At 51.8% G+C, this 19,311-nt stretch carries 20 protein-coding genes; all 20 read right to left on the reverse strand.

Annotated elements, in window-relative coordinates; all coding sequences use genetic code 11:
• On the reverse strand, positions 1 to 4,446 hold the full coding sequence (locus ACFOE0_RS00285) for a DUF3672 domain-containing protein (RefSeq protein WP_248936432.1): 4,446 nt from the start codon (positions 4,444 to 4,446) through the stop codon (positions 1 to 3).
• The gene (locus ACFOE0_RS00290) at positions 4,443 to 5,057 is read right to left on the reverse strand and encodes a hypothetical protein (RefSeq protein ID WP_248936433.1); all 615 of its coding nucleotides are present in this window, start codon (positions 5,055 to 5,057) and stop codon (positions 4,443 to 4,445) included. Before ACFOE0_RS00290 ends, ACFOE0_RS00285 begins: the two co-directional genes overlap by 4 nt.
• The gene (locus ACFOE0_RS00295) at positions 5,050 to 7,284 is read right to left on the reverse strand and encodes a hypothetical protein (RefSeq protein WP_248936434.1); all 2,235 of its coding nucleotides are present in this window, start codon (positions 7,282 to 7,284) and stop codon (positions 5,050 to 5,052) included. The genes ACFOE0_RS00290 and ACFOE0_RS00295 overlap by 8 nt, the downstream gene beginning before the upstream one ends.
• Positions 7,281 to 7,415: a hypothetical protein gene (locus ACFOE0_RS00300; protein ID WP_283106472.1), complete on the reverse strand. Its 135-nt coding sequence runs from the start codon at positions 7,413 to 7,415 to the stop codon at positions 7,281 to 7,283. Before ACFOE0_RS00300 ends, ACFOE0_RS00295 begins: the two co-directional genes overlap by 4 nt.
• A 197-nt stretch (positions 7,416 to 7,612) precedes the next feature.
• Positions 7,613 to 7,951, reverse strand: a complete 339-nt coding sequence (locus ACFOE0_RS00305) for a hypothetical protein (protein WP_248936435.1) — start codon at positions 7,949 to 7,951, stop codon at positions 7,613 to 7,615.
• Between the two features lie 42 nt (positions 7,952 to 7,993).
• Positions 7,994 to 8,944, reverse strand: coding sequence for a phage tail tube protein (locus tag ACFOE0_RS00310; RefSeq protein WP_248936436.1), 951 nt, complete (start codon positions 8,942 to 8,944; stop codon positions 7,994 to 7,996).
• Positions 8,945 to 8,947: 3 nt separating this feature from the next.
• Entirely contained in the window at positions 8,948 to 9,373 is a 426-nt protein-coding gene (locus tag ACFOE0_RS00315) for a hypothetical protein (RefSeq protein ID WP_248936437.1), read from the reverse strand.
• Positions 9,370 to 9,666 carry a hypothetical protein gene (locus tag ACFOE0_RS00320; protein ID WP_248936438.1) on the reverse strand — a complete coding sequence of 99 codons (297 nt, stop codon included), beginning with the start codon at positions 9,664 to 9,666 and terminating at the stop codon, positions 9,370 to 9,372. The genes ACFOE0_RS00315 and ACFOE0_RS00320 overlap by 4 nt, the downstream gene beginning before the upstream one ends.
• A 6-nt stretch (positions 9,667 to 9,672) precedes the next feature.
• Positions 9,673 to 11,472, reverse strand: coding sequence for a phage major capsid protein (locus tag ACFOE0_RS00325; protein WP_248936439.1), 1,800 nt, complete (start codon positions 11,470 to 11,472; stop codon positions 9,673 to 9,675).
• 25 nt (positions 11,473 to 11,497) lie between these two features.
• On the reverse strand, positions 11,498 to 13,000 hold the full coding sequence (locus ACFOE0_RS00330; RefSeq protein WP_248936440.1) for a phage portal protein: 1,503 nt from the start codon (positions 12,998 to 13,000) through the stop codon (positions 11,498 to 11,500).
• The gene (locus ACFOE0_RS00335; protein ID WP_248936441.1) at positions 13,000 to 13,560 is read right to left on the reverse strand and encodes a hypothetical protein; all 561 of its coding nucleotides are present in this window, start codon (positions 13,558 to 13,560) and stop codon (positions 13,000 to 13,002) included. The genes ACFOE0_RS00330 and ACFOE0_RS00335 overlap by 1 nt, the downstream gene beginning before the upstream one ends.
• Positions 13,553 to 15,262: a phage terminase large subunit family protein gene (locus tag ACFOE0_RS00340; protein WP_248936442.1), complete on the reverse strand. Its 1,710-nt coding sequence runs from the start codon at positions 15,260 to 15,262 to the stop codon at positions 13,553 to 13,555. The genes ACFOE0_RS00335 and ACFOE0_RS00340 overlap by 8 nt, the downstream gene beginning before the upstream one ends.
• Entirely contained in the window at positions 15,237 to 15,731 is a 495-nt protein-coding gene (locus tag ACFOE0_RS00345) for a hypothetical protein (RefSeq protein ID WP_248936443.1), read from the reverse strand. Before ACFOE0_RS00345 ends, ACFOE0_RS00340 begins: the two co-directional genes overlap by 26 nt.
• A 272-nt stretch (positions 15,732 to 16,003) precedes the next feature.
• Entirely contained in the window at positions 16,004 to 16,705 is a 702-nt protein-coding gene (locus ACFOE0_RS00350; protein ID WP_248936444.1) for a hypothetical protein, read from the reverse strand.
• A complete protein-coding gene (locus ACFOE0_RS00355; protein ID WP_248936445.1) occupies positions 16,687 to 17,061 on the reverse strand; it encodes a hypothetical protein in 375 nt (124 codons plus the stop codon). The genes ACFOE0_RS00350 and ACFOE0_RS00355 overlap by 19 nt, the downstream gene beginning before the upstream one ends.
• 131 nt (positions 17,062 to 17,192) lie before the next feature.
• Positions 17,193 to 17,447 (reverse strand): Txe/YoeB family addiction module toxin, encoded by a 255-nt coding sequence (locus tag ACFOE0_RS00360; protein ID WP_248936446.1) that lies wholly within the window; start codon positions 17,445 to 17,447, stop codon positions 17,193 to 17,195.
• The gene (locus tag ACFOE0_RS00365) at positions 17,444 to 17,698 is read right to left on the reverse strand and encodes a type II toxin-antitoxin system Phd/YefM family antitoxin (protein ID WP_248936447.1); all 255 of its coding nucleotides are present in this window, start codon (positions 17,696 to 17,698) and stop codon (positions 17,444 to 17,446) included. The genes ACFOE0_RS00360 and ACFOE0_RS00365 overlap by 4 nt, the downstream gene beginning before the upstream one ends.
• Before the next feature lie 85 nt (positions 17,699 to 17,783).
• Entirely contained in the window at positions 17,784 to 18,158 is a 375-nt protein-coding gene (locus tag ACFOE0_RS00370) for a hypothetical protein (protein ID WP_248936448.1), read from the reverse strand.
• Complete coding sequence (locus ACFOE0_RS00375) at positions 18,146 to 18,496, reverse strand: helix-turn-helix domain-containing protein (RefSeq protein WP_248936449.1); 351 nt, start codon at positions 18,494 to 18,496, stop codon at positions 18,146 to 18,148. Before ACFOE0_RS00375 ends, ACFOE0_RS00370 begins: the two co-directional genes overlap by 13 nt.
• Before the next feature lie 258 nt (positions 18,497 to 18,754).
• Positions 18,755 to 19,210, reverse strand: coding sequence for a hypothetical protein (locus tag ACFOE0_RS00380; protein WP_248936450.1), 456 nt, complete (start codon positions 19,208 to 19,210; stop codon positions 18,755 to 18,757).
• Positions 19,211 to 19,311 lie beyond the last annotated feature (101 nt).

Raw genomic sequence — 19,311 nt, forward strand, 5'->3', positions numbered from 1 at the left:
TTAGCTCCATGCGGAGCCTTGGCGGAATATCTGTCCTATGACTCGCTGGGTACCAGATACGCCAGTCACTTTGGATCTGTCGGCTAGGGTCACGTTTCCTGAGAATCGCCTTACCAGGATTCGGTAGTCATATTTCGCATTGGATGCACTCAGGCTGTCAGTAAAGGCATGGCACCTGATGGTGTCATACCAATCTCGTCTATCGCCTGTTCTACCGATGTGGTTGTAGTAATCCACATTCACGAATGACGAATCAGATTGGCCTGATAGCTTCCTTTGCAGGGTGAATATGACCTGCATTCTCTCCTCCCTATCGGAGCCTGGAGAGGCAGAGCAAACATACTCAGAGAAAGTGATGGATACGGGCTTCCCCATCGCGTTGGTGACCGATACTCGCATCACCTCGATAGTGCCTGACTGGTTATCGAATGCCTTGGTTGTAATCACCTTGGAGGACACGATATCGCCAATAATCTTATTAGCCTTCACCGTGCCATTTACTGTGATGTTTTCCCCAATGGTGCCCGAGCCAGCGATATTGATGTTGCCGTATTTATCAACCGCAAACTTTGCATACCTTGGATCGTCATGACCTGCCCATATCCTATGCGTTCCATGCGATCCAGATAGGTAAGCCACTGCAGGGTGTGAGCCCACTTTGATATGGGATGCTGCATTGATATGCGTACCCGTCAGGGTTCCGGCAACAACGTTGGCACCTGTGATGGTCGAACCGGCAATATTGCCACCTGTGATGGTCTTGCCCTGGATGTGTGTTCCAGTAACAGTGCCATGCACCAGGAGGTTTCCATCCAGCACAGCCTCCTGAGCAATCCATGCGTTACCCATCCACGCCTTAGTGATAGACCACTTTCGTGACTTGGAGTATTGGGTCATGCTGTCCCACTGGACTTTGCCCTTGTAGTTCTTGTCAAACTCGCTGTTTGCTAAGGAGTCAGACCAGCCGCTGGCAGTCTCAGCTTGGATGTTGAGGTGCTTGGTTCCCCGCTCACCGTTCGCCCCGTCCTTGCCATTGTTGCCATCACTGCCGGACAGTTGTCCTGGTTGAGTCCAGACTCCCGAGCCTTTGGAGGTTGTCTCGTTTTCTGCCCAGGTATATGAGGCGAAAACATGCTGACCAGGGGGGACTGACTTGGGGACGGCCAGCAGCCAACCCGATGGCGGAATAGTCGAGCCAATTGGCTTTGCAGGCGCATAGGCTGCGACCTTATAAACGCCGCGAATGGTTTTACCGTCCCGACCATCTTTCCCTGGTGAGCCATCTTTTCCTGGTGTGCCTGGTGTTCCATCATCACCAATTTCGCCCGTCATCTGAGCCGGACTTGTCCAACTGTCATCGACCGGCGTTCCTGTGGCTTTGTCTGCCGTGGTGTAAGAACTCCAGACAAACTCACCTCTGGATATTGCAGGCGGATCTGCAAACCAACCCGATGGAGGGTAAACCGTGCCGGTTGGCTTCAATGGTTTGGTTTTCGACTTGGTATAGGCAACCCGAATGGTTTTACCGTTTTTACCATCTTCACCTGGATCACCTGGTCGGCCAGCTGTGCCTGACAGTACCAGGGAGATTGTTTGCGCGATTCTGGTTCCGCTTTCGTGGATAAACTCGACTGTGGTAAATGTGGTCGCCCCAGGCGGGGAAATCTTCACTGTTACCCCTGTGTCAGCAGATACCAGGCTTGCGGTAAAGTTCTGGTTGGTTGTGTCCAGAGTCACCCTAACAGCCGCTTTTTTAGGAGCGGATTCTGATGGCTTGGTAAACTCTGCAGTCAGGTTGATTGGCTTGGTATTTGGCAACCAGGAGCCGGTCGGACTCCGTACCCAACCCATGCCGTTGTCGGAGCTGACAGCGCCAGTCCAAATATCGGCGGCTGACTTGGTTGTGGCTGATGCCTGGCTGTATCTCTCTGACTCCCCCCATGGTGTAACCGTGGCTGCGTAAACCGTATAGGTTTTTTCCGGCAGTAGGTTATCCACTGGCATCTGATGCCCGATCCCCAACTCCTTTGCACCAGGAGGCGCTGCCAGTGATAGCAGCTCTGACGGCTGATAACCTGGTGAGCTGATCCAGAACTTAAACCTAATGTCCTTGTAACTTGCCGGTGGTTGCTTCGTGAACCTGGGGCGAATCACCAATGTGGTAGAGCCTGTCTCCACTTCCAGTATGTCAGGGGGCTGTGGCAATCCGACATTAAACTCAACTGATGCAGTTGCACCTGGTGAACCATCAGAGGCGTATGGAATGACAGAGGCTCTGTATTTCTTCCCCGCCTCCAATTTGTCGAACCTCACTTCCTCAGCTTTAACGTTGCTGAAAGTCAGCACGGTTTCTGAGTCAGCAGAGCCGCCCTCATTGATAAACTCATGGTCAATTGCCACAAAATACTGTGCAACTCTATCAGCACCGATTGCTGGCTCATCCCAGGTGATAGTGCCCTGGTAAAACTCATCAGTGGCAAGGGTTGCTTTCAGGTTGCGCGGCTCTGATATGGGCTGCATATCAGGGTTAGTCGCTGGCGGCTCGGGGTCTGGGATTTCAGCCAGGTCAGGGGAGTATGTCTCGTCATAGTGGGCAACTGCCTCAATGTCGATAGCGCCCTCATCTGTTTCTGATACCGCATTGATCCAGAGGTGCCGGTTTGTCTGCCCTGCGATTTCGTCCGTGTACCGGATTACATCACCAGGCTCTAAAACCCAACCGATAGGCGATACAGTGAGTTTGATTTCATCCAGAAATCGGGACTTTCTCGCCAACACTGCAGCAATGTATTTGGCGTGATTGGTATTCATTACCTGGTCGGCAGATTCACTGGCCTGTAGGTTGCGTCCGCCGTCCTCTTTCTTCCACCGCTCATGGATAGCCTTTTCTGCCGGAATGGTCAGTGATGGATATGCCACATCAACAGAAACAGAGATCTGTTTCGTGTTGTCCTTCGGGTCAGGCACATACTGGTCAATGGTGACAAACTGCATGTTTACCCTGTCGCCCAACTCGACAGCGGTAATCTCCGGCGTGTCCTCGCAATCCTCCGCGCTGATATCCATTACCGGCGTGGATGGCTTCTCCACTCTGAGCATCAGGTCACCGTAGTAATCGCTGGTGAACATGAAAGCGGAGTCCATAAAGGTTTTTATGTTGTCCTGGAGTGCTTCGCCGGTATCCACAACAAACTTGGTTTCCAGCAGTTTGTTAGGGGCAAACTGTGTTTCCCTGGTCTTATCAAAGTGATTGGCGGCATCCTTGATTGACTGGCCGTTAACCTTGATCCCCATAACGCCAGCGCCATAGAGTTTGTTTTCCAGGTAATCACTCAGCTGGATTGCAGGGTTAGTGGTGTAGCGCTTCGCCTCAATTCTTGGGTCTAAGCACTTAATGCCCTTCACCGGCACAGTGATATTGATGGCATCGTCCTTGTAGCCGTCACGATTGGAGAATTTCAAAAAGACGATTGTCAGCCCATGACCATACATCCCCTTCAACTTCTCGAACTGGTCACCTGGCATATACTGCCGCCATGCTGCCAGCATAGGGTCGGAGGCTAAGTCCTGATTGGTTTGGTCGTAATAGCGGATTGCGCCGGTCAGGCCGGTATGCTTTCCAACCATTCGATTCCATTGGACTCCGCCAATCTCATCGCCAATCTTGATGGACTTGATATCGACTGACTCAATCTCGCCAGCACAGACAACAGCAGCAATGGCTGTGTGGTAGTGCTTGGTTTTGCTGATAAGGCCTTTCTTCGTTCGCCACTTAAACCGGATGAGCGGCAGGAGTTCCACCTCAGCCTTGCCATATACCACTGACACGGCATCTGGCGGCACAGTCTCTTTAGCCGATACGCCGGTATATTCCGCCTGCTTGCCCTGGGCTTTCCGCGCCTGGTCGGCCTCGTTCATGATTTTGTCGCCAGGGTATCGCGCCTGGTGCGACTCTGGAGAGGTTAACCAGGAGTTGGTTTCGTTCAGGTTGCCGTTTGCTGTGTCAGCTGTGAGCGTGACCTCTGGATTTTCCCTGTCACTGCTAATCTCATGAGAGATTGCCCAGGCCGTTCTGATTGGCATCGCCCAGTTGGCAATGATTTTTGAGTTGTCATCCAGCAATACCCGCTCAATCTTCTGAGCCTTAGCCATGTAAGCGCGGGTATTTACTGCATCAACAATCCCTTTTTCAGTAGCGGAGAATTTGAAATCAATCTTATCGCTGCCTGCTTCCATCTTCCTGGCAATGCCATCAACCTGGAGCAGGCCTTTATTATTCTGATAGGTGATGCCGAGGTGCTTAACGCTGTGACCGGCATCGGTCATATACAGCACAAAGTCAGTCCCTGTGCCATAAGCATCCCCAAGATTCAGCGTGTAGAGATTGGCATAAAAAAAGCGCCCAGATTTGAGCGCTTCTAATGCTTCGGCAGGAGCTTTTATCATAATAGATCCTCGATAGCCGATACTGTGTATTCCGTGTAAAAGCCGTCCCCGCCCTCCATTTCCATGGCGATCTCGTCATCCTCCAGCATCAGCAGGAATTTGATATCTTCCGTTCTGATTGGCGTGGTAGCTGTCAGATCTCTTGAAAGGGGAGGAGATATGCCAATATCACCAACTCCACTGGCATCTGTTTTAGATACGCTAATCACCGTGTAAACCCGACTGTCACCAACAAACTGGATTGGGTCGCCAATCTTGTAATAGTCCTCTGACAAGGGGAGTGTGGTGGCGATGTTTATCAGCTTCGCGCCAGCGTCTGCCTTTTTGTTCAGCTTTGCAGTGTTAGATGAGGCTATCCGGCCATTAGGCTTGGAGTACCTTGGATGGATGTAATAGAAGGAATTGAGGGAGCCTTTTAATCCCTGCAGGAACCCAAAAAACTCCCTGGTCTGCTCATCGTTCAGTGGCGGAGTCGTGAACTCTAGTTGCCACCTGTGAGCATTGACTGAGCGCCGGTACCGCTTCAAGTTGCGACCCTCACCAGTGAGGGTGCCAAAGTTTGAAACGACAGTGACGGCTTGCCAGCCATAATCAGGCATCATATCAGGCATAGGCGACCCCCTTGTTTCTCATGCCTCGCTGTGAGGCTCTGGCAACAGCGCTGTCCACTGACTTGTTACGCTTTGACAATGCTCTACCAACTGCCCTGGCAATGGCTTCTGGTGAGGCGTTGCCGCCATTAATGGTGATATTCATGCCGCCGCCACCATTAGCCAGGTAACTGGTCAGGTCAGCGTTTTGGTTTGGTGACAGTACCCGCTCACCACGTTGGAGGAGATAAGTTGATTCCTGCGGCACATAGCCAAGGCCACCGTGCGCGGCACCGCCAAGGGCTGATTTAATGCTGGAGATAATTGGCAAAGAGAATGCCCAGGATGCTGCAGCAGCTGCCGCACCAAGGATCGGACCGACTACTGGAATATCGGCCATTGCATCATAGGATTTCATGGCGATTTCATTGGATCGGGCGATAGAGTCACTGATTCGGGTCTGGCCGTCCTCAGCCTGCACCTGCTTCTTTTTCTCAGATGAAAACAACATCATGATCATCTCTTGAGCCAGGTATTCGCCCAGGGCAGACAGCAGGGAAGACAACATCCCTTTGCCCACGTTTTCCATGGCGTCCGAGAAATCCTCAGCGCCCATAATGGCGTCAGAGAATGCGTCCCCAAATCCCTCGGTAAAGCGCTCGGTCATGTTGACTACCATGTCATCGTATGAGCCCTTCGAGTCTTCCATATCTTCCAGCATTCTCTCGAAACTGGATAAGGACTCGCGCCTGGTCTTTTCGTCAGCCTCCAACTGAGCCTGAGCTGCCTCCTCCTGTTTGGAGTTAAACTCGGCTATTTTCTGCTGTTCGGCTTCGTTCAGCGCGACCATAACCTTGTCGAAATCTTCCCTGGACAAAGTTTTGTTGTTCAGCATTTGCTGATATTTCTGGCGCTGCACTTCAAACTGATTGGAGATCTTCTCAGTCTCTGAGCCGGTCAGCTTCACTATCTCATTCGATACCTGCCTGGCGTTTTTCAGCCTGGCATCAGCCAGCTTTTTCTCCTCGGCGGCTTTCTTTTCCCGCGCCTTCTTCTCTGCGGCTTCCCTGGCTTCCTTTTCCTTCGCGGCTTTTTTCTCAGCCTCTGATAACTTCTGCAGGTTGTTCTGCTGGCCGCTGTCGCCGGTATCTTTGACCTTTACGGGTTCAATCTCGATGCCCGTTGCTTTCCATAGCTCTGACAGGTAATCAGTCACTGCAGTTTTGGCCTTGCCGAATGCAGTATCAGATTTCTCCTGTACGCCGATAACATCCTTGCCCCAAGCCAGAAAGTCAGCCCCAGCGTCAGTAACAGAGTCGAATGTCTCCTGCAGGAAACTAAACTGACCAACAAACTCTGCGATCTTCTCGCCAGTCTCAGTGATAGCCTGCCGGATATCGGCAAACACCTTGATTTGGGCTTTCCATAGTCCCAAAACCCATCGTGCGGCCTCGGCTATCGCGCCCATGCCCTCGATGAGGATTGGGAAAAAGTCCCTTGCCAGTCCCTCACCAGATGCTTTTAGCTGCTTTAGTGATTCCTGATACTCGTTGTTTGCTGCCAGGGTATCGTTAGACACAATGCCTGCCAGCCGGTCGTGTTCGTCACCAAGGGCACTCAATGCTGCGCCGTTCTCTGCCAAGAGCGGAGCCCAACCGCTGAGGTCGTTTGCCAGGGACTCAAACACGAAGGTTTGCTGCGCTGCAGATACCCCTGCGGCGTCCAGCTCCGTTTTGATAACCTTTAGAGCCTCGACTCCTTCCAGCCCGTCCAGCTTCTTCCTCATCTGCTCGGCATTAACACCTGCAGCATTGAATGCGTCATTTAGTGCGCCGGTACCATCAGTGGCAAACTGGCCTAATCGGTCGTTAACGTCTTTGAGGTTGTCGGATAGCTTTTCAGCAGTAACACCATAGGATGAGGTCGCATACTCCAGGCGCTCAAACTCCTGGTAAGAGACACCGGCAATCCGCGCCAGGTTCTCTGTCTCTTTCATGCTATTGGATGCGCTATGGGTGAGATTCCCAAGCGCCCCAGCAGCAGCTGCCGCTCCGCCTGCTACTGCCAGAAGCGGATTCATAGCCATCATTGAGCTTAAAGACTGGAATGCGCCCTGTACCATTCCAATCTGCGGGACAATGCCTCCGGCAGCGTTGCCAATATCATTCAGGTTGCCGGATATCTTCTTAAATGACTGTGCGGTGTTGTCCCTGGCGCTGATAGTTAACTGCGTATCATGCGTAGTCATTTCTTTGCCTCCCTGGTTTCCAGGTGGTACTCCAGAAGCTCCATAGCCGCCAGATAATTGGCTGGCTGCTCCAGAACTCCGCCAGAGAATGGCAGTACCTGTTTTTTGTAAAATGGATAGAGGGAAATCATCTGCCTGGACTCAGGCCTGACCATGTTTAAAGGGCAGGTGAACAAGTCCAATTTGAGGGGCTTGCCATCGAACCTGACGGCAGACTGTATGCTCCACCTTGCGTATGGGGAGGGGTTTGTATCGTCACAGTGACGGCCAAAGACGCAGGCCTCGCAGTTGAATTGCGAACCGGCCAGCTGTACCTCAGCCGTCAGAATTAGTTTTTTTGCTGGTCGTCCGCTAATACGGAGATCGTGATGATTCTCTGGAAGATGAGCCGGAGGTGGACAACCGGAATGGCGTCAAAGATATGCTCACGCTCTGCCTGGAACGGTACGGGGTTGCCCTCGGCATCGTTGATATTTGACCAGCCGGTCAGGCCTTTGGGTACCGTGTTCAGCTCAAGCTCGATAGCGGCATCGCCCTCTTTTTTGCCACTGGCCATAAATCGCATAAAGTCCATTTTCGCAAGCGGCTTGATCTCATAGCTGCGGCGCTCTGCCTCTGGCCTTTCCATTTCGCCTGGTGGTGTGAATGTTTCAAATAGTGCGGTCATTTTTGACTCCAAAAAAAAGCCCCTCATGAGAGGGGCATAAAATTAAGCAAAGGTGATAACCAGGGGGCTGGCATCTTCGCCGGTGCCCTCATGGGCTCCGAATGTCACGGTTTCGGTAATCATGCCGTCACGCTCGGCGGGTGCCACATCACGGATAGCGATTTTCGGCAGGGCAAATGACACTTTGTTGCCAGCCGTTCCACCAATGTCTCCGCTGTTCAGCTTGTAGGTTTTGCCCTTCATCCAGTCATCGGCAAAATCGTTGGTAGCGAGTGCCATCAGCTCAGGGTCAATGCTGCCATTGATATCCCGAGTCTGAATCAATACCTCGCCATATCCCTGGGGGTCTTTGATGTTTGCCGGAGTCACAATGTTGTTGGCGGTATCAACGGTAAATGAGCCGACATTGATCTCCTTGTCGGCGGCTCCGTCATTCAACTTGAATCCAGCCAAGCCGATCACCGCGTTTGGCACCGTAGAGTGATATTGCAGGCCTGACGGGCTTGCATCGCTCGGCGTGTCGATGTGTCCGGTAAAGGTGAAGTCAGCCATCAACAGCTCACCAGTGTTAGCGGTGAAAGACACCGTGCCACGGCAACCTCTGAGGACTCGCAAAACTCCGTCCTGGTAAAGGTAAATTGTGCAAGATGCGTGGTCGGTGCTGACGGCGCTATATTCAACTGAGGTGGTGGCGTTTACCTTCTCGGCATACCCGCAACACTGCAGAGCCTGACCAATTTCTGGTGCGGTGCCTGCAGTGCCCGAACCCTTCACCTCTACAGTGAACTGTACTTGCTGCATGGTGCCGCCAAAGACTTGCTGCAAAGGGTCTAGAGTCGGCTTTACCACTGGGCGCTCAATCATTCGCTGATTGGCGTTTGTCAGGGCGATAGTGTTTACCAGGAGCGCGTCAGTCCCTGGTGTTGGTACTGTCTTATCGTCCCGATATGTATCTTCGATTTTTAACAGGATTGCCTGTCGTGCAACTAACATGGTTTATACCTCCGTCGCCTGGGCTCGGTAGTCCACAACCCAACTGACTGTCACTACAGCGCAAGGGTAATCACCGTCCACAATGGCAGGCGCTGTTACTGAATCAGCGCGGCATTGAATGACAAACGGCAGACCGATCTGAATGTCAGTCATTAGCGCTTTTTGGATTTGATTTCTGATGTTGAGAAAGTCGTTATCAAGAGATTTGAGGTTGCCCATCAGAGCCACCTCGCAGTTAACAATCACCGACCAGTCATAGAAATTGACTGAGCTGGATTTCGGGGTTGCCTCTCCCATGGTGATGCTGATTACTGGCCTGCCAGTAACACCTGGGCGCATAGCGTTGCGCACAACCTCGACAGCCTCTCCGACCTCAGCAGAGATAAGCAGTTTGAACTGCTCCAGAATCTGCTCGCATTTTGTTGTCATCTTGCCCCCTCGCTCTGCAGCTGCAGAGTGACAAGCCCGTCAAGAGGCGGCGACTCGCTGACTATGGTGTAATTTCGATAACGGTATTTTGCAGAATCACCGACCGCCAGCTTGGTCGAGTCGGCCTCTGTAACCAGCAGGCGCATTTCACGCTGCCAGCCTGGTAGCTGCTCCACGTTTTCAATCTCAGGCAAAGCCCGAATTTGAGTCACATCATTTACCGTTAACCAATCACCAAGAGCATCAAAAATAGCGGCGTCAGCCGCCGCTATTTGGTCGATAAAGTCTGTCACTGACCGTTAGGCTTTCTTTTTGGTCTTAACAAACGCTTCGTCATGCTCAAGAGCAAAACCGGCATCCTGGAACATGCGGATGATGTAGGAGTCGTCCTCCTCTTTGTGCTGGAAGATCACATCCAGGTCGCTCCAGAAGCCCCAGACTGCATACTCTGGATTCATCAGTAGCATGTCGTTAACAGGAGTCGCGCCAGTGGCATACTTCATGATGTTGGTGGCAATGGTTTCATAGCCCATGGTGCGGTTGTCATCACCCATCAGGAACAAGGCTGTGTTGCCTGTCTTAACTTTTGATTTCAGGTGGGTTCGCATCTTGTTGTTGATCAACAGGATGTTGTTACCTGATGCAGACTCATCCAGCAGCAGCTCCTCCATTCCCAACAGTTCTTCCCATGTAGGCGTGTTGACGTTGGAAAGCTCTGCCTCTTGAATCGTGCGATTCATGATGCCTTGCGGCTGGTTCTGCTTGTCATCTGCTGCACCGTAGATGGTGGTTTTATCCAACTCGCGACCCATGGACTTAACCATGGAGTTTTGGATGATGGCATCCAGATTCGCGTAGGAGGTCAGACGCAGGCGGCGGGAGACTGGTACCGCACAAACCAGTGTGCCTGGTTTGATGGTTACCAGGTCAGTTGGCACCTTGGAGTTGTCAGCGGTGCCGTGTTCGCCAACCCATTTACAGGCAGCGTCACCAGTCTGGCGCGGCATAGAGATTGAACCGTTACCCGCCAAGCCAGAGTGCATGGTCATGTTGAGGCGTCCCAGCAGAGACTGCTCACGCAACAGGTCAATAAACAGATCTGCGCGGCGAGCATCTGTAATCAGCGGGGCAGAGTCGCTTACCTGGTTGCGGGTGGACATCTGACGGATGAATGCCTCATGCGGGATGATCAGGCCACCGTCCCGCGCTTCTTTACCACGCTGGTCAGCCAGTGCCATAGATACAGCGCGCTCCAGTCCTGCCTTTTTCCAGTTGCCGGTGATAGATGCCGTCATGGCGCGGGAGATAGAGAATTTCTCCAGGTCATTGTCGGTGATGCCAGCCTCCTCAGCATTGGAGCGGGTCGCCTGTGGTGGCTTCACTGCCTCGGCCTTGTCTGCGAACTCTGACAGGGATTCACCAGAGCGTTGAGCCTCTGCAATGCGGTCAGGTGCTACGCCCAGCTTTTGTCCCAGGTTCTGGATAGAAGCACAGCGAGCGCGTTCTGCTTCAATGGCGGTGTTTACGTTTTCATTGGTGTTTTCAGTGGGCATATCAATTACCTCAGTGTCAGTTGTTTGTTTTTGTGGCTGCTGTTCGGCGTTTCTGCCGATTTGAGCCCCGAGATCTGCTGGCGTGTGAACAACGCTGATTTCGTGCGGAGTCCAGCGCGTGGCTGTGTAGGTGGTATGGCCGTTCTTATCCCTGGCCTCGGTTTCCTGCTCGATGAAATAGCCCACTGAAACGTGGGTCAGGATTCCGTCTTGAATGTCCTGAAAGACTTCCTCGGCGAATGCCTTGCGGCTGAATCGAAGGGTTGCCCGAGCAAGTCCTGATTCATGGTCGATATCAATGTCCTGAGTGATACCGATGTGGTTATCCCAGTTGTGATTCCACAGAACGGCTGCGCCTGCCTCTACCCTGGTGGTGTCCATTGCCCCAGGTTCATGGCTGAGGATTTCGGTATAGGAACCGCGATCCACTGGCTCATCCGTGGAAAACACAACCCGAACTGTGCGTTTTTCCTGGTCGATTGCAGCCTCACGGATAAGCATCCGTACTCGCTGCATTTCGGTAGGAATTGAGCGGGTTCTCTCCATCTATTCCTCCAACAAAAAAGCCCCTCTATTGAGGGGCTTCGGTTTCTTCTTCGGTGTCACCATCCGGTGGCGGCTCGGTTACGGCTTCCATTACCTGGGACTGAGTAATCCCGAGTTCTTCCATGATGGCGCGCTCCTCCGCTATCTCCTTAAACACCTCGATAGGGTCACGCTGAGAGGTTTCTCGGATGATGGCGGAGACTGATGTGGTATTTGCGGCCAGTCCTTTCTCGTAGGCTGTCGCCTGTTTTGCAGGGTCAAGTGCTGACCATCTGCGTCCGTACCACTCATGCGGCAGATAGAAAAAAAGCGCCTTTGATAGCGCTTTGTTTTTAATCTTGATGAGCTGTAGCGAATGCTGGTACTCCATCCACTCGTCAAACACTGGTGTGAGGAATTGGTCTATCAGCAATCGCTGAATAGCCATGAACCGTGTCTTTTGAGTATCAGATCCAACCTTGAGTGATGAGTAATTCACGCCTGCCAGGTCATTTGCTGCAATGGAGTAATCCAGACCTACACCGGCAAAGCAGCGGCGCAATATTCGGGAGATAAAGCCGTCATACTGGCTGGCTGGATATTCCCTGGCGCTGGTCTTAATGCTGTAACCCTTCGGCATCACGGTTACATCATTTGGCGCGGCTGCGACCTCTGCCTCTATGACATTACCGTTTGCATCAAACATCATATCTGTGAGGTCTTTGTCTACCTCGGCAAACATCCTGAACTGAGCGCCAAACTTAGCCGCCTGCAGTGCGTAGTCTGTGTATTCGTCCCCCTGCTCTAGTGTGTTGGCACTGGTAAACAGAATTGGAAATCCACGGCGCTGTCCAACCCATTCCCGCTGGAAAACATGGAGCATCTTGTCTGCAGTTACCCGCTCATAGCTGCCTATCGCATAGCCAGAGGTCAGGTCAGAGTCAGAGCCTGCATTCTTTTTGACGTAGTAGGCCACCGGCTGGTCTTTCTGGTTGTACTCGATGCCGAATCGCACATAGTTGCCTTTGGCTGTGCTGGTGATGGCGTCCTTCTTCGATATGTCGATAAATAGGGAGTCGATAAGCTCCAGCCGGAGCCCCACTCTCTTATCGTAGTGAAGTCGGATAAACGCCTCACCGTCATAACAAAGGGCATCGACAATTGACCTGGTAATGTCAGTAAACGATTGGCCTTGTCGCAAATCGCAGTGCTTAGGCCTACACCAGTTTGTGAATGCCGTTTGAATTGCCAGCCGTGCGATATCGTCAGGCTGATACCTGGTATCAGTTGCGCGGGAGCGGAGAGTAAAACCATCTGCTCCACATACGCCATCGGTGATCAGCTGAACTGCCCGTTTTGCAAACTCGTTGGTGTAATACTGGTTTCGGGCATGACCTTTGGCCTTTCTCAGAAGCGCATTCACCAGAGTGTCAGGCGTTTGTGGTGCATGGTCAGGATTAAACCCGTCCTGCATCTGCATGATAGATCTGGTCTGTCGATATGAGGCAGAGCGGCGGATTAGGGATTCACCCATCTGTCGGAAATACATTATCTGCGCCCCTTAATAGTGAGTCGGCCAAATGGCACTTTCCCTGGATTAGCTTCCATGTATGAAAGCCGCCTGATTTCGGCTCGGTAGTGGTCGCGCAACTGCAGGAGCTTCTGCGGGTCATATCGCATCAGTGACCGGCCAGCGACCATCATCTGCATCTGCTCATAGGTCGCGGACTGCTCCAGCACCGCCTCAATTGCGGCCAGTGCCTTTTTGGCGTGGTCTGCTTCACTCGCTGAGGATGAAACGGTCATTGCCTGGAAGTCTGCAATCGTCAGTGCGCCGGTAGCTGCAGTAATCACTGTCATTTCGTCAGCCGTCTTGTTGCGCTCTGAGATAGTCAGCTTCCAGTGCCAGGTGCCTTTTAGTGATTGCGTAGTCCGGTAAGGGATATGGATTCTGCTCTGGCCGTTGCAGCCGAATTTCTGGACTATCGCGCCATTGGTTAGCAACAGCTCATAGCGCCACAGCTCCGAACCGTAGTCGCAGAGGAACGGGTCTAATATGACTGTTATAGAGTCGCCAGCGGTTATCTGGCTTGGAAGGTGATTATCCACAGCCGCCTCCTGCCACGTAGTTAGAGATAAAGTGTTGATTTGCCGCTATGGCATAGAGAGTGATATCCAGCGCCTCGTTACGTTTGCGCTGTGCCACATATACCCGCTGTGGTCGTCCGTCCTTGTAGCGAATCTCGGCGCGCTCACTGGTCAGCTGCTCGAAAAACTCATCATCAAAACAGAGCTTGCGCGGATAATGGATGTAGCCAGCGCCAGGCATGTTGATTTTGAGCTGCTGGAAAAGTTTGTCTTTACCGTCACTCACGCCAAGCTGGTACACAGCGGCTTTCTGTTCGTTTGAAGTAGAAGGGCGATTCGTGAAAAACACCTTGTCTCTGGCAGAGGAGCCACGACAGCCAAATACGCCACGGCTTTCCCTGGGCTTGGTAAACATCCGAACGTGGTCGCCCAGGTAGCCGGTATCAATGAAACAGGTTCTGACTCGCATCAGATGCCCTTTCTCACTTTTCATTGGCTCCAGCAGATACTGATCCAGGGCTTTCCATACCAGGGGCTGACTTGGGTCGCCTCGGATGATCTGAAAGTCGATATTCCAAAGCTCGCCTTTCTGGCCGGAGCCAATCACCAGGATCTCCAATCGGTCGGCCTGAACATCCACGCCAGCGGATAGGGTTACCACTTCGGCTGGTACATCTGCGGAGTAGGTTTCGCGCCTGTTGGCAATCTCGCTGGTTGTCAGTGAGTCGCCCTCGGATTGGAACGATTCGCCCAGGGAAGTATTCACCCAAGTTTTCAGCGTTTCCGGTGAGCCCTTCGCGGCCTTAAAGTCATCAATGACCTGTTGCCACATACGCCACGGACTGACCAGCTCGTTAAGGTGGTAGCCTCTGTGGTTTTTCACCTCTGGCCGTTCTGGTATCCAGATACCTTTTTGCGACTTCCAGGCAAACTCAGTGGACACTGTTCCGCACTCGATGCAGGAATGACCAACCGGCTCGAAAGTGATTTGTCCCCAGGTCAATGGCTGCAGGTGACCGCACTCAGGGCAGGGCAGATGCCATCTGCGCTTGTCGCTGAGTTCATACATCTGCTCTATTCGGGATGAGCCCCGTATCGTTGGCGTTGATACGGCGAAGATCTTTCGATTCCAGAATGTGGTGGTACGTTTTACCGCAAGGTTAAACGGGTCACCTTCGGCACCGGCTGAGAATGGATATCTATCCACCTCGTCCGCCAGGACAATCCGAATAGGTCTGGATGCCAGGGAGCTTGGAGAGTTGGAGCCAACCAGCGTGATATGTCCGCCGGTGAATGTCTTGTGAAGTACCTTATCTTTCTGACCTCCATCAACCAGGCTGGCAAGGTGAGGGCAGTCTCGGATCATTGGTGATAGTCGGTCAGTGGAATAGGCCTTTGCCATATCCACTGTGGGCTGCACCGTCATGATTGGGCTGGGGTCGTGGTGCATGAAAAACCCGCTGACATTCAGCAGAAGCTCAGTTTTGCCAACCTGGGCTGAGGTCATGCAAGTAACCCGCTCCACTTCGGGGTCACAAACTGAGTCGAGCATTTCACGCTGATAAGGGGCGCGGTCAGTGTTCCATCTACCAGGCTCCGCTGATGCCTCAGAAGACAATATGCGGTATTCATCTGCCCAATCGGACACCTTGAGGACTGGCGGCGGTGCCAGCGCTGCGAAAAAGTTTCTCCGGCAATCAGCCAGACTTTGTATCTGGCTCATAGCTTTCTAACTCCGATAGGACTTCGCGGAAAATTTCAGTGAAAAGTGCGTTGGCTGTGCGTAGGTCTGTGATTCCTAAAGCTCTATGAGAATATTTTGCCGGCGCGGCGAGCATCTTTGCCTTTACCGCTACGGCGACCTTTTCCCATTCCTTTGCAACATCGTCAGCGGGTACCAACTTGCCGGACAGCTTCAATTCTTCCAGCTCAGTTTTGTTAGCCTGGTGGTGAGCCAGTCGGGCGCGCTCCATCTCCAGGTCTAATACTTCGCCGTTGTCTTTCATTAGGCTGGCTCTGACTTGACGCTCAACCCATCGACCTAAATCTGCGGCGTTGTACTCGTTTGGATGCCTGCCGCCACCTTTAAAGTGGACAGGGATCGGGTCGTGTTTCCGCTTTTCGTTATCGGTCATCTGCCTGACCGATATCCCCAAGAAAGCGGACGCGACTTTTTTATTCACGATTTCCATAATTCACCCAAAAAAAAAGCCACTTTCCTAAGAAAATGGCTTGACTTTGTTTGCGTTTTCCTCTCGGTAGGAGGGCTTTAGGGGGTCAAAATTTCGCTAAATCCCGCGACTCGTGACCCACAACTCTGCCGACTCCGCCAGAAAGAACCTGTTGTTTATTTTTTGTTTAAGAAAAATAAATTTGTTGGGCATAGGGGGGGAGGGGGGAGTGGGGTATGGGGTGCCCCCTATGCCATGGGGCATACCCTCACCACATGCCCCTGCACATAGGCTTACTTGTATCGCTTCTTGAGCATCTTGTTTGCCTGGTCGTGATAGGCCTCGCGCATGTACTTATTGGCTACCTGCTTAACAGCATTGCCAAACGCAGTATCAACAACCTTAGATCTCAGCAATCGGCCAGCGTTGGTGCCCCATGGAAATTCGAGCTTGCTATCTCGTCCCATGGATATACGCCTGGCGGCTATGTGTGTGTACGCTCCCCCCTCCCGATTGCGGCTCGACATAGGCATAAGGAATGAACCAACTAACAGGCGCTTGCTGCCATACCAGTTGTTCGTATATAGGCCTTTATGTCTGTAGTATTTTGATGCCCGTCTATCCCCGCCCCTTCTGGCCTTACCCCTCTGTGGTGCCTTACCCCTGCGCTTACGGAAAAAGCCTGGGTCACGCGCCTTGGATTTGGTGAGGTGGTCATGGAAGCCCCGACCAGAGCGGCTTGCCCATACCATAGCGACAGCCTTTCTGCCCTTTCTGCCGTCAGCGCGCTTGGCTACAAAGCGCTTTCTCAGAATGGATTTTGTAAGGCCTGTTTTTCTGGCACCGGCTTCTATAGCGGCTTTTCTGGCGTGGGTTAGGATGCGGTTAGTTGAATTGATGTTTGCCCGAAGCATGCCGCGCTCTGATAGCTTGGCAATGTCCTTTGACATTCTGAATGCGGGCTCTGAGTCGATTTTTACGCTAAGGCCAGCCATAAGGTTTTAGCTCCTATCACCAGGGACAGGACTAACATTGAAATCAGGCTGATAAAAACCAGCTTGTCTGCCAGTCCCATCAACACCAGGGGCAGCTTTTGGGCTCGCTCAAGTTCAGCCACAATCCGGCGAATTAGAGCTACCAGAATCGTTTTGATTGCTGCATCCAGCATCATGAGAGCCATGATTGCCGCCATCGCAATCCCGAGGTCGGCTGGAGTCGCCATCCCGAGTGCTGTTAATGCTGCGGTCGATAAACACGCCATCAGCGCGATTGCGTAGGCCAAAAAACCGATTTTTTTTGCGTTTTGGGATAGTTGTTCTCTGCATTTGCTTTGCACCTGCTCTATTGCCATGGGTTTTCCCCTTACATTGATTCGAGCCGCCTTGATTGGGTGCTGCGCGGCGACAGTGTTGGCTGTTTCGCCCTAATAGTCGGGTTACTCCGCCACCCCCCAGGAGACATAAAAAAACCCGCCGAAGCGGGTTAGTAATGGAATCGACACTGGACAATGGTTATCGTGTCATCATTAAATTTGTAGACAATCCGATGCTCTTGGGTAATCCGTCTTGACCAATATCCTGACAAGTTCTCTTTTAGAGGCTCAGGTTTGCCAATTCCCTCCGATGGATGGCGCTTGATATCTTCGAGCAGCTTATTAATCTTCTTTAGTATCTTTTTATCTTGGGTTTGCCAATACACATAATCATCCCAGGCATGATCAGTAAACAGTAAGCTCATAGTCCCTCAATGGTTCGTGGCTTTGCGCTTCCTGATTCAGCTTGAGCAATGGACTCTAGCAGCCTGGTAGCGTTGTTGGGGTTTGACAGCAGATAGATTGTCTCTTTCCAGCTGTTAAATTCAGACTCACCCATGATTACTACGTTTTCGCCGTCACGGCGATGGATGGTTGCAACATCGCAATCATCCACCACGCGATCACATACGGCTTTGAAATTGGCTCTCGCCTCTGAGTAGGTCAATATCGACATAACTAACACCTGTACCGATTTACGTACAATTATTATAACTTGTACGCGATTAAGTGCAAGTTGCCTCGCTGCGGCGGGTTACTGTTCAGTACATACCGGCAATGGCTTTTTCTTCGACCGCCTCACTCCGGCGCTGTTCTCGCTCCATCAGTGCCTGTTTAACCAGGTCATGCTCACCACGCAGGCCGAGCATGGTTGCCGCTGACCTGTACTGAGCATCATTAATGGTGCCTGAGCGTTGACCATGGATGTTGTATGCCACCTTGGAGCAGCTTCTGGCTACCTCAAACAGATATTCAGTTGTATCGGTATGGAATGTGACTGCAGCGCTGGCTGAATGCTCAGAGACATTCAGGATTGCGCACAGCAGGCTTTCCAGTCTCGCCAGCTCTGCATCAGACATTGGTTTAAACCCGATGTTGTCTCGGATGTAGTCAGTGCAGCGTTTTACCTCGTCCATTGCACCCCCTCAGTCAAAAGCTGCGGTGTCAGCCCGAGCGCAAATGCGGCTTCATCAATAATGATATCCGGCACTTTAGAGCCAGGGATGTTTTCATAGCACAAGTAATCCTGCTTGCTGATACCAAGTCTGTGTGCAATCTGGCTGGCTTTTACGCCTTTGTATTTGCGCCACGCCTTGAGCAGTGACTGGCCGATTGAAAGCCGCTCTGATACCTCTGCAGGATAGGATTGGCAGTAAGGCCGGTTTTCGATAAGGGACACATATTCCTCATAAGGCACAACTGCGTGTGTTTTGACTCCAGACTCATCGGTCAGCACGGTAATTTGGTTTTTCATAGTGTTTTGCCCTTCGGTTTTGATTTGGAGCCGCAGAATAACAATGCAAACAAGCCATTGAATAGTGTTAAATTTCGATCAGTGAGGCGGCTCTGGAATCGGGGCTGTATGTGACATTGGTCACATTATCACACGCACAAAAAAAACCCGACACAGGCGCGTCGGGGATCGGGGTCAGCTTCCTTACTGACGGTCAAAGTGCTGGGTGTCTATTGTTGTTTTTACCCCGAGTTTGGTTAGGCACAGTCGGAGCGTTTTTTATCCGTTGATAGCCTTTCCCTGTGAGGCTATAAATTCACCTTCCAAGTCCATCAAGTCATTAATAACCAGATTGGTCAGGTTTCCAATATCTACGGTTATCCTTCTGGCCTTGTTATACAGCGAGAAAACAACATAGTCTGAGCCAACGTCTACTATTCTGTAGTTTCTATACAGTCGTATTTGGCTTGCTCTTATCTCTTTTGCGGATTGCTTAAATTTATGGAGTGAATACCAATAAATAAAACATGCCGCTAAACCAGCCAGCAAAAAGGGGATGGAAAATTTAGTGCTAAACCAGGCGGCTGAAACCCCTATTGCAGTAAACATCATGGCAGCATAAAAAGACGCTTTATATTGCCATTTGGCATGCTCAAAAGTTCCAATCTTATAAAGATGTAACTCACAGGCTAATCTCAGTAAGTCAGGGTTTATTTCATCGCGCCTAAATTCCATTTGTCCCTCTATGGTTAAATAGGTGGGCAGAGCTGGCGAGGAGGTGTCGTGTATCACTACCAGCCTTTTCAGTCCGTGAGGGAACCTAGCCCGAATACATA

It is taken from the genome of Shewanella submarina, assembly GCF_042646185.1.
Lineage (GTDB): Bacteria > Pseudomonadota > Gammaproteobacteria > Enterobacterales > Shewanellaceae > Shewanella > Shewanella corallii.

What these genes read in the sequence shown, in the direction of transcription:
- ACFOE0_RS00285 (WP_248936432.1), bottom strand. Translation starts at nt 4,446, where the DNA reads ATGATAAAAGCTCCTGCCGAAGCATTAGAAGCGCTCAAATCTGGGCGC.
- ACFOE0_RS00290 (WP_248936433.1), bottom strand. Translation starts at nt 5,057, where the DNA reads ATGCCTGATATGATGCCTGATTATGGCTGGCAAGCCGTCACTGTCGTT.
- ACFOE0_RS00295 (WP_248936434.1), bottom strand. Translation starts at nt 7,284, where the DNA reads ATGACTACGCATGATACGCAGTTAACTATCAGCGCCAGGGACAACACC.
- ACFOE0_RS00300 (WP_283106472.1), bottom strand. Translation starts at nt 7,415, where the DNA reads ATGATTTCCCTCTATCCATTTTACAAAAAACAGGTACTGCCATTCTCT.
- ACFOE0_RS00305 (WP_248936435.1), bottom strand. Translation starts at nt 7,951, where the DNA reads ATGACCGCACTATTTGAAACATTCACACCACCAGGCGAAATGGAAAGG.
- ACFOE0_RS00310 (WP_248936436.1), bottom strand. Translation starts at nt 8,944, where the DNA reads ATGTTAGTTGCACGACAGGCAATCCTGTTAAAAATCGAAGATACATAT.
- ACFOE0_RS00315 (WP_248936437.1), bottom strand. Translation starts at nt 9,373, where the DNA reads ATGACAACAAAATGCGAGCAGATTCTGGAGCAGTTCAAACTGCTTATC.
- ACFOE0_RS00325 (WP_248936439.1), bottom strand. Translation starts at nt 11,472, where the DNA reads ATGGAGAGAACCCGCTCAATTCCTACCGAAATGCAGCGAGTACGGATG.
- ACFOE0_RS00330 (WP_248936440.1), bottom strand. Translation starts at nt 13,000, where the DNA reads ATGTATTTCCGACAGATGGGTGAATCCCTAATCCGCCGCTCTGCCTCA.
- ACFOE0_RS00340 (WP_248936442.1), bottom strand. Translation starts at nt 15,262, where the DNA reads ATGAGCCAGATACAAAGTCTGGCTGATTGCCGGAGAAACTTTTTCGCA.
- ACFOE0_RS00345 (WP_248936443.1), bottom strand. Translation starts at nt 15,731, where the DNA reads ATGGAAATCGTGAATAAAAAAGTCGCGTCCGCTTTCTTGGGGATATCG.
- ACFOE0_RS00350 (WP_248936444.1), bottom strand. Translation starts at nt 16,705, where the DNA reads ATGGCTGGCCTTAGCGTAAAAATCGACTCAGAGCCCGCATTCAGAATG.
- ACFOE0_RS00355 (WP_248936445.1), bottom strand. Translation starts at nt 17,061, where the DNA reads ATGGCAATAGAGCAGGTGCAAAGCAAATGCAGAGAACAACTATCCCAA.
- ACFOE0_RS00360 (WP_248936446.1), bottom strand. Translation starts at nt 17,447, where the DNA reads ATGAGCTTACTGTTTACTGATCATGCCTGGGATGATTATGTGTATTGG.
- ACFOE0_RS00365 (WP_248936447.1), bottom strand. Translation starts at nt 17,698, where the DNA reads ATGTCGATATTGACCTACTCAGAGGCGAGAGCCAATTTCAAAGCCGTA.
- ACFOE0_RS00370 (WP_248936448.1), bottom strand. Translation starts at nt 18,158, where the DNA reads ATGGACGAGGTAAAACGCTGCACTGACTACATCCGAGACAACATCGGG.
- ACFOE0_RS00375 (WP_248936449.1), bottom strand. Translation starts at nt 18,496, where the DNA reads ATGAAAAACCAAATTACCGTGCTGACCGATGAGTCTGGAGTCAAAACA.
- ACFOE0_RS00380 (WP_248936450.1), bottom strand. Translation starts at nt 19,210, where the DNA reads ATGGAATTTAGGCGCGATGAAATAAACCCTGACTTACTGAGATTAGCC.